This window comes from Flavobacterium sp. FPG59 (assembly GCF_002150205.1).
GTDB lineage: Bacteria > Bacteroidota > Bacteroidia > Flavobacteriales > Flavobacteriaceae > Flavobacterium.
Genome location: NZ_MTCA01000144.1, coordinates 1 through 7,789 on the forward strand (window position 1 = coordinate 1; position 7,789 = coordinate 7,789).

8 protein-coding genes are annotated in these 7,789 nt (G+C 34.9%); all 8 read right to left on the bottom strand.

Annotation, left to right across the window (positions count from 1 at the left end; all coding sequences use genetic code 11):
* Positions 1 to 299: 299 nt before the first annotated feature.
* The 8 genes from trpA to FPG59_RS11705 all read right to left on the bottom strand — a co-directional run bounded on the left by trpA (position 300) and on the right by FPG59_RS11705 (position 7,601).
* A complete protein-coding gene (gene trpA, locus FPG59_RS11670; protein WP_086454774.1) occupies positions 300 to 1,061 on the bottom strand; it encodes a tryptophan synthase subunit alpha in 762 nt (253 codons plus the stop codon).
* Positions 1,062 to 1,113: 52 nt separating this feature from the next.
* On the bottom strand, positions 1,114 to 1,434 hold the full coding sequence (locus tag FPG59_RS11675) for a gamma-glutamylcyclotransferase family protein (RefSeq protein WP_086454775.1): 321 nt from the start codon (positions 1,432 to 1,434) through the stop codon (positions 1,114 to 1,116).
* A gap of 215 nt (positions 1,435 to 1,649) precedes the next feature.
* On the bottom strand, positions 1,650 to 2,831 hold the full coding sequence (trpB, locus tag FPG59_RS11680) for a tryptophan synthase subunit beta (protein ID WP_086454776.1): 1,182 nt from the start codon (positions 2,829 to 2,831) through the stop codon (positions 1,650 to 1,652).
* A gap of 18 nt (positions 2,832 to 2,849) precedes the next feature.
* The gene (locus tag FPG59_RS11685; RefSeq protein WP_254906693.1) at positions 2,850 to 3,482 is read right to left on the bottom strand and encodes a phosphoribosylanthranilate isomerase; all 633 of its coding nucleotides are present in this window, start codon (positions 3,480 to 3,482) and stop codon (positions 2,850 to 2,852) included.
* 104 nt (positions 3,483 to 3,586) lie between these two features.
* Complete coding sequence (gene trpC, locus FPG59_RS11690; RefSeq protein WP_086454777.1) at positions 3,587 to 4,372, bottom strand: indole-3-glycerol phosphate synthase TrpC; 786 nt, start codon at positions 4,370 to 4,372, stop codon at positions 3,587 to 3,589.
* Positions 4,373 to 4,463: 91 nt separating this feature from the next.
* On the bottom strand, positions 4,464 to 5,456 hold the full coding sequence (trpD, locus tag FPG59_RS11695) for an anthranilate phosphoribosyltransferase (protein ID WP_086454778.1): 993 nt from the start codon (positions 5,454 to 5,456) through the stop codon (positions 4,464 to 4,466).
* Between the two features lie 64 nt (positions 5,457 to 5,520).
* A complete protein-coding gene (locus tag FPG59_RS11700) occupies positions 5,521 to 6,132 on the bottom strand; it encodes an aminodeoxychorismate/anthranilate synthase component II (protein ID WP_086454779.1) in 612 nt (203 codons plus the stop codon).
* Between the two features lie 68 nt (positions 6,133 to 6,200).
* Positions 6,201 to 7,601: an anthranilate synthase component I family protein gene (locus tag FPG59_RS11705; RefSeq protein WP_086454780.1), complete on the bottom strand. Its 1,401-nt coding sequence runs from the start codon at positions 7,599 to 7,601 to the stop codon at positions 6,201 to 6,203.
* Positions 7,602 to 7,789: the final 188 nt, after the last annotated feature.

Consider the following 7,789-nt stretch of genomic DNA (forward strand, 5'->3'; position numbering starts at 1 on the left):
TAATGAATCTTTATTTAGTGAATATTTTTCGTTCTAAATTTTGTGTATGGTAAGTTTGTTTTTCTGAAGTTGTAAATGAAATAATGCAATGAATTCTTAACTTAATTTTTAATTTAAAAAGACTTAATATGCATAATTATTTTATAAAATAATTGAACTGTAATTGTTCATTATCAACGTTCTTCTGTTGTATATTTAAATAGCTAATAGAACTGGAATTATTGTAATCTTTTAATTGGTTTACAAAAAAAACGGCGCTTCAAGTTACACTGAAACGCCGTTAGCTATTTTTAAACTGATTATTGAATACTTTTTACAAATGTTGCTATATTTTGGGTTCCGTTTTTAGTTAAATCCTGAATAAACGCACTGCCTATAATGGCTCCTTTTGCAAATTGTGTGGCCTGATTAAAAGTTTCGGCATTGTTGATTCCAAAGCCTACAACTTGTGGGTTTTTCAAATTCATGTCGGCAATTCGTTTGAAATATGCTTCTTGTGTGGCTCCAAAACCAGTTTGAGAACCGGTAACACTGGCTGAACTAACCATGTAGATAAATGCATCAGAGACGCTGTCTATGAAATGAATGCGCTCTACAGAAGTTTGTGGTGTTATTAAGAAAATATTTTTAAGACCGTATTTCTCAAATATATCTTTATAAGAATCAGCGTATACATCTACGGGTAAATCTGGAATGATTAATCCGTCTACTCCTATTGCAGCACATTTTTTACAAAAATTTTCAATTCCATATTGCAACATAGGGTTAAAGTAACCCATTATGATAAGCGGTATGGAAACTGTCTCTCTTATTTTTTCTAATTGGTCAAATAACACTTGCGTAGTCATCCCGTTATGCAAGGCTTGGGTAGAGCTTTCTTGAATAGTAGGGCCATCTGCTAGCGGATCACTAAAAGGCAGTCCAATTTCAATCATGTCAACTCCATTTTTTTCTAAGTCTTGTATTATTTGTACGGTATCGTTCAAGCTAGGATATCCAGCCGAAAAGTAAATGGAAAGGATCTTATTGTTTTCTTGTAATTTTTTATTAATTCTGTTCATGATATATTGATTTCCCTTTTTGATTAGGGTTTAGTTATGGGCTTACTTTTATTTAAATTACGGCGCTGTAGGCCCAGGCTTTCTGTTTTGATTGGAGTTGCACTTCAACTCTTTTATAATGCAGCCCTTCATATAAATCAGATTGGTGTAACTCCTTAGTACTGATGTCGTACACAATACCGTTTATAGTGTCTTCTTGATTTTCTGTTTGGGTAATGATGGGGTAGTTGACAATGCCAAATTCTTCTTCAATTTGAATTTGTTTTACCACATAACCTATTAATGTTTCTGGAGTGCCCTCTAGAATGCGCCCAAACAGGTCTTTTTGTATGTCCTCGTTTTGTAAACTACCGTAAGCAAATAATTTTTCCATAATGTGGGTTTGACAAATTTAATTTAAAACGTGATATGCTATTCTTGATTGCGTTAAGGATGGCAGCGGTATCTCCCGGTTTAGAAAAACAAGGCTTTTGCCGTAGTTTTTGTTAATCGGGAATTTAGCGTACAGCCTGACCTCGCTTTTTTCGGCGAGGGAACGCCCTAAAATTAAGTCAAAAAAAACATCTCACAGGATAATCGTGTATTAAATTATAATTTAAAATAATCGATGTAAGTATTTAAATCCTTGTCACCACGGCCAGAGAGATTAATTACTACAATATCGTCTTTCTTGAATTTCATTTCGTCTAATACTGCAAAGGCGTGCGCACTTTCTATGGCAGGAATTAAGCCCTCCATTTTAGATAATTTAATACCCCAGTCCATGGCTTGTGCATCTGTAATTGAGATAAATTGAGCTCTTCCAGTTGTGTATAAATTAGCGTGCATGGGGCCAACACCAGGATAATCAAGTCCAGCCGAAATGGAGTAAGGCTCTGTTATTTGTCCATCGTTGGTTTGCATTAATAGTGTTTTACTACCATGAATAACGCCTATTTTTCCTAGTGCTGATGTGGCTGCGCTTTCCCCAGAGTCTACGCCTAGTCCAGCTGCTTCTACCGCAATAATGTTGACTTCTTTTTCGCCCAGGAAATGATAATATGTTCCTGCAGCATTGCTACCACCGCCTACGCAGGCAATGACGTAATCTGGGTTTTCTTTGCCTTCTTTTTCAAGTAATTGCTCTTTTATTTCTTTGGAAATGACACTTTGAAAACGCGCCACCATATCAGGATAAGGGTGTGGTCCTACAACTGATCCTATTATGTAGTACGTATCTACAGAATTGTTAATCCAGTCTCTAATAGCTTCATTAGTAGCGTCTTTTAAGGTTTTAGATCCAGACTTTGCAGGTCTTACTTCGGCGCCAAGCATTTTCATTCGGGCTACGTTTGGCGCTTGTCTTTTTATATCTACTTCACCCATGTACACAATACATTCTAGTCCCATTAAGGCACATACCGTTGCTGTAGCAACACCGTGTTGTCCAGCTCCAGTCTCGGCAATAATCCTTTTTTTGCCCAATCGTTTAGCTAGTAGTATTTGACCTATAGTGTTGTTTACTTTGTGCGCACCCGTGTGACACAAATCTTCTCTTTTGAGGTAAATTTTAGTATTGTATTCTTCGGATAAGCGTTTCGCAAAATATAAAGGAGTAGGGCGGCCTACATACTCTTTTAGCAAGGCATCAAACTCTTCTTGAAATTCAGGTTCTGCGGTGATTTTTAGGTAATTTTGGCGAAGTTCTTCTACATTTGGGTATAACATTTCAGGAATGAATGCACCACCAAATTCTCCATAATATCCTTTTTCATTAACGTTGTAACTCATTTTGTGTATGTTTAAAAGTTAAAGTTGTAAATTATGTTGCAACTTTTGTAATAATGTAATGTCTTTTAATCCAGGCTCTGTTTCAAATTTACTGTTTAAGTCTAGAGCGTGAATTGGTAAATTGGTATTCAAGATTTGTTTTATAGATTCAACCTCATCAAGGCTGATTCCACCACTTAAAAAGAAAGGTTTTTGCGAAGGATATTTTTCTAAAACCCGCCAGTCAAATGTATTTCCGTTCCCACCCGGAAGTTTACCTTTGGTATCAAATAAAAAGTAATCGCATACCGTTTCAAAAGGTTCTAGTTCTTGAAAATCAAAGGTGTCATTAACCGAGAAAACCTTGATGATTTCTATTTTTTTTTCTTTTAATTTTTCTTTCAAATCACTACAAAAAGCAACCGACTCATTTCCATGCAATTGTATGGCTTGTAAATTATATTTTTCGGCTTTCGCCAAAATCACTTCGATTTCCTCTTGCACAAATACCCCAACTTTTTTTATGGATGCTGATATTGCAGGCATCTCTCCATCAAAATAACGACTTGATCTCTCCCAAAAAATAAATCCCAAATAATCAGGTTGTAAGGCAGCAAGTTCCAAAATGTTTTCTGGATATTTCATGCCACAAACTTTTACTTTTACACCCATTTTTCCTGACATAACGGGAGACGAAAGGGGAGTTGTATTTGGGTTATTTATTGAAGGTTGCATAATGACTACCTGTTTTAATTGTTGTGTTTTATTTTTGTAAATTAAGAAAGTAGTTTCTGGATAAATTCAGTAGCTGCTTTTCCTGCATTGTCTGTTTTCATAAAATTTTCTCCTATCAAAAATCCTTTAAAACCATATGGTTTGAGTTCGTTAATAGCTTCCACGCTAGCAATTCCACTCTCGGATACTTTAACAAAATCATCTGGAATTTGTGAAGCGAGTTGCTTGCTGAAATCCAAACTCACTTCAAAAGTTTTTAAATTTCTGTTGTTAACACCTATCATGTCAAGTGACGGCATAATAGATTTTTCAAGTTCCTCTAGATCATGAACTTCAAGTAACACTTCTAGTCCTAAACTATGTGCAAACTCAGATAAATGTTTGATTTCCTCTCGTGTTAAAACCGCAGCGATTAGCAAAATTAAATCGGCGCCGTGAGCTTTTGTCTCTAGAATTTGGTATTCATCAACTATAAATTCTTTGCGCAAAAGCGGAATGTTGACTGTTGCTCTAGCCAAAAGTAAATCATCGAGAGAACCACCAAAATACTTCCCATCAGTAAGTACCGATATCCCACAAGCACCTGCAGTTTCATATCCTTTTACCACTTCTTCAACCGTAAAATTATAATTAATTTCGGCTTTTGATGGTGACCTGCGTTTGTGTTCAGCAATTATTCCAGAGTTACTGGCTCTAAGTGACTGACTTAATGAAATTGTTTTTTTTGTGAAAAATACTGAGGATTCTAGCTGCGATACCGGAATTATTGTTTTTTTGAGAATCACTTCTCTTTTTTTGTCAACTATTATTTTATCTAAGATGTTCATTTATTTTTTTTTAGACGTTTTTATATTTAACATTTCATGTTGATCTGTAATTAGCTATTTCAGCAACACTTACCTTAAATTTTAAACTATTTTATTTGCTTAATTCTTGTAATTTCTTCAAAGATAAAAGTCCTTTACCAGATAATAAACTCTCTTTCGCTATTTGAAATCCTTCTAAAGGCGAGCAATTTGTAACCGTTGCAATAGCCATTGCAGCATTGGCACAGACGACATTATTTTGAGCTTCGGTTCCTTTTCCAGCAATAATTGTAGTAAACATTTCAGCCGATTCTTCAATGGTTGTTCCGCCTTCAATTTCTTTTTGGGTTAGTATGTTTACACCAAAATCTTCGGGATTCAACATCCCTTCTCTTGTTTTTGATATTGTTTTTGAAGCACCAGTCAGGGATATTTCATCATATCCATCTAAAGAATGAAGTATGGTGAAGTTTACATCTGTATTTTGATACAAATACGCATACATTCGGGCTAGTTCTAAGTTAAAAACACCTACCAATTGATTTTTTGGAAAAGATGGATTCACCATAGGTCCTAGCATGTTAAAGAATGTTTTTACAGCCAGTTCTTTTCTAATAGGACCCACGTTTTTCATTGCAGGATGAAATAAAGGTGCGTGTAAAATACAAATTCCAGCTTGGTCCATACAACTTTCTAGAAAAGCATTGTCATTACTAAAACGGATGCCTAGTTTTTCCATTACGTTACTAGAACCAGAAATAGATGAAACACCATAATTACCATGTTTAGCTACTTTTATTCCGGCACCTGCCGCTACAAACGATGCTAATGTTGAAATATTAAAGGTGTCCTTACCATCGCCGCCAGTACCACAAAGATCTATGGTATTATAAGCAGATAAATCAACTCGAATACACAATTCTAAAAGCGCTTCTCTAAAGCCAGCAAGCTCCTCAATAGTGATGCTACGCATCATGTAAACGGTAAGGAAAGAAGCTATTTGGCTGTTGTTGTAACCTCCGTTTGAAATAGTAATCAATACGTTCTTTGCTTCCTCTCTAGAAAGGGTTTCGTGATTGATCAATCGGTTTAATATGTTTTTCATTTTTGATAGTTGTTCTTAATGGTAAACTCTTTGTGTGATACTTTAACTAGGAAAATTTTTAAAACTAGCTTTTAATCCAGTTTTCCAAAATTCGTTTTCCATTAGGTGTCAATACACTTTCAGGGTGAAACTGCACCCCACGTACATCATAAGTTTTGTGACGCAAGGACATGATTTGTCCGTTTTCGTCAAGAGAGGTAATCTCTAGAACATCAGGTAAATTAGTATCTACTACCCAAGAATGGTAACGCCCTACCTCAAAAGAATTTCCTAGACCTTCAAAAAGAAGTTCATCAGTCACGGTAGTTTCTACCATAGAGGCTACGCCATGATATACTTTGTCAAGATTAGAAAGTGTTCCACCGTAAACCTCACCTATGGCTTGCTGCCCTAGACAGACTCCAAAAATACTCTTGGTAGGTCCATATTTGCGAATCACTTCTTTTAACAAACCCGCTTCATCTGGAATTCCAGGCCCTGGTGAAAGCAGAATTTTATCGAAAACTGAAATTTCATCAATATCAAATTGATCGTTTCTATAAACGGTAACTTCACAGTCTAAATCTTCAAGATAATGTACTAAATTATAGGTGAAACTATCATAATTATCAATGACTAAAACTTGCCGTCTTGCAGCAGCAGTTGAAGTAGATGGTGTGTTTATATTGTTGCTCATTTTGTTTTTTTATTTTAATTTTTTCTTGAAAATGAAATCCTTTTACAAGGAATTTATTAGAATTGGATTTAAATCGTTTCGGCTAAATCTAATGCGGCATTTAAGGCTCTTAATTTATTGTATACTTCTTGCATTTCACTTTCTTCATCAGAGCTTGCCACAATTCCGGCACCCGCTTGACAATGCAACTGATGATTTTTGCTTAAAAAACTTCGGATCATAATGGCATGATTGAAATTACCATCAAAATCCATAACACCTATTGCACCTCCATAAAAATTCCGACTTGTTTTTTCGTATTCTTCAATGAGTTGCATGGCACGGTGTTTTGGTGCACCACTAAGCGTACCTGCTGGAAACGTATCAGCAACGACTTGCATAGTTGAGGCTGTGTCATGTAAATGTCCTGTAACTTTAGAAACCAAGTGAATAACGTGCGAAAAGAATTGTACCTCTCTATATTTTTCTACTTGAACATCATGACCATTTCGGCTTAAATCATTTCTGGCTAAGTCAACTAACATAACATGTTCACTGTTTTCTTTTTTATCCTCAGATAATTGTTTGGCAAGGCTTGCATCTTTCTCATCATCTCCTGTACGTTTAAAAGTTCCAGCAATGGGATGAATTTCGGCTTTTCTATCTTTTACTATAATTTGAGCTTCGGGAGAGCTGCCAAAAATTTTGAAATCACCATAATCAAAGAAAAATAGGTAAGGAGAAGGGTTAATGCTTCTCAAGGCACGGTATACATTAAACTCATCACCTTTAAAGCCTTGCGTAAATCTTCTTGACAAAACGAGTTGAAACACATCACCTCTAAAACAATGTTTTTTAGCCAAAGCTACATTTTCCTTAAATTCTTCATCAGTCAAATTAGAGAAACCGTCACCTTCTTTTGAAAATTTATAAGAAGCAATATTTCTAGATTGAAGTAGTTGTTCTATCTCGGCAATATTATTACGACCGTCTAAGCTGTGGCAAAAAAGAAAGGCTTCATTCTTAAAATGGTTAATAGCAATAATATTTTGGTAAACCGCATAATACACATCAGGAATGGAATTGCTGTTTTCTTTTTTTGCGATTGTAACTTTTTCAAAATATCGAACCGCATCATACGAAATGTATCCAAATAACCCGTTGTTTATGAATTTGAAATTGTTCTTATCAGATTTAAATTGTCCAGAAAATTCTTGAATTACAGCTGGAATATCAGTGCTTGCATCAATATTTATTTTTTCAGAACTACCGTCAGGGAATGATTTATAAATCACTTCATTTTCTATTTTTAAGGATGCAATAGGATTGCAACAAATATAGGAGAAGCTATTGTCATTACCGTGATAATCACTACTCTCTAGTAAAAGACTATTGGGGAATTTATCTCTAATCTTAAAATATACACTCACTGGGGTAATGGTGTCAGCTAAGATTTGCTTGTATTTAGTTTGTAATGTAAATGATTTCAATTTTTTATATTTTAAGTGTTGTGTCAATTTTTATAAAAAAAAAAAGGCTTGTCGTGATGACAAGCCTTTTATATTTATAGTTTTAAAAAAATACCATAGGAGCTTAGTTCACGACGTTTGACGTAAATTGTTCCACCACCAAGTATTGTTTAAAATTGTGTTCATTGTTGTTTTATTTAATGCAAATA

Bases quoted from the DNA above. Each gene is read 5' to 3' on its own strand.
- trpB (WP_086454776.1), bottom strand. From the start codon at position 2,831: ATGAGTTACAACGTTAATGAAAAAGGATATTATGGAGAATTTGGTGGT.
- FPG59_RS11700 (WP_086454779.1), bottom strand. From the start codon at position 6,132: ATGAGCAACAATATAAACACACCATCTACTTCAACTGCTGCTGCAAGA.
- trpD (WP_086454778.1), bottom strand. From the start codon at position 5,456: ATGAAAAACATATTAAACCGATTGATCAATCACGAAACCCTTTCTAGA.
- trpC (WP_086454777.1), bottom strand. From the start codon at position 4,372: ATGAACATCTTAGATAAAATAATAGTTGACAAAAAAAGAGAAGTGATT.
- FPG59_RS11685 (WP_254906693.1), bottom strand. From the start codon at position 3,482: ATGGGTGTAAAAGTAAAAGTTTGTGGCATGAAATATCCAGAAAACATT.
- trpA (WP_086454774.1), bottom strand. From the start codon at position 1,061: ATGAACAGAATTAATAAAAAATTACAAGAAAACAATAAGATCCTTTCC.
- FPG59_RS11675 (WP_086454775.1), bottom strand. From the start codon at position 1,434: ATGGAAAAATTATTTGCTTACGGTAGTTTACAAAACGAGGACATACAA.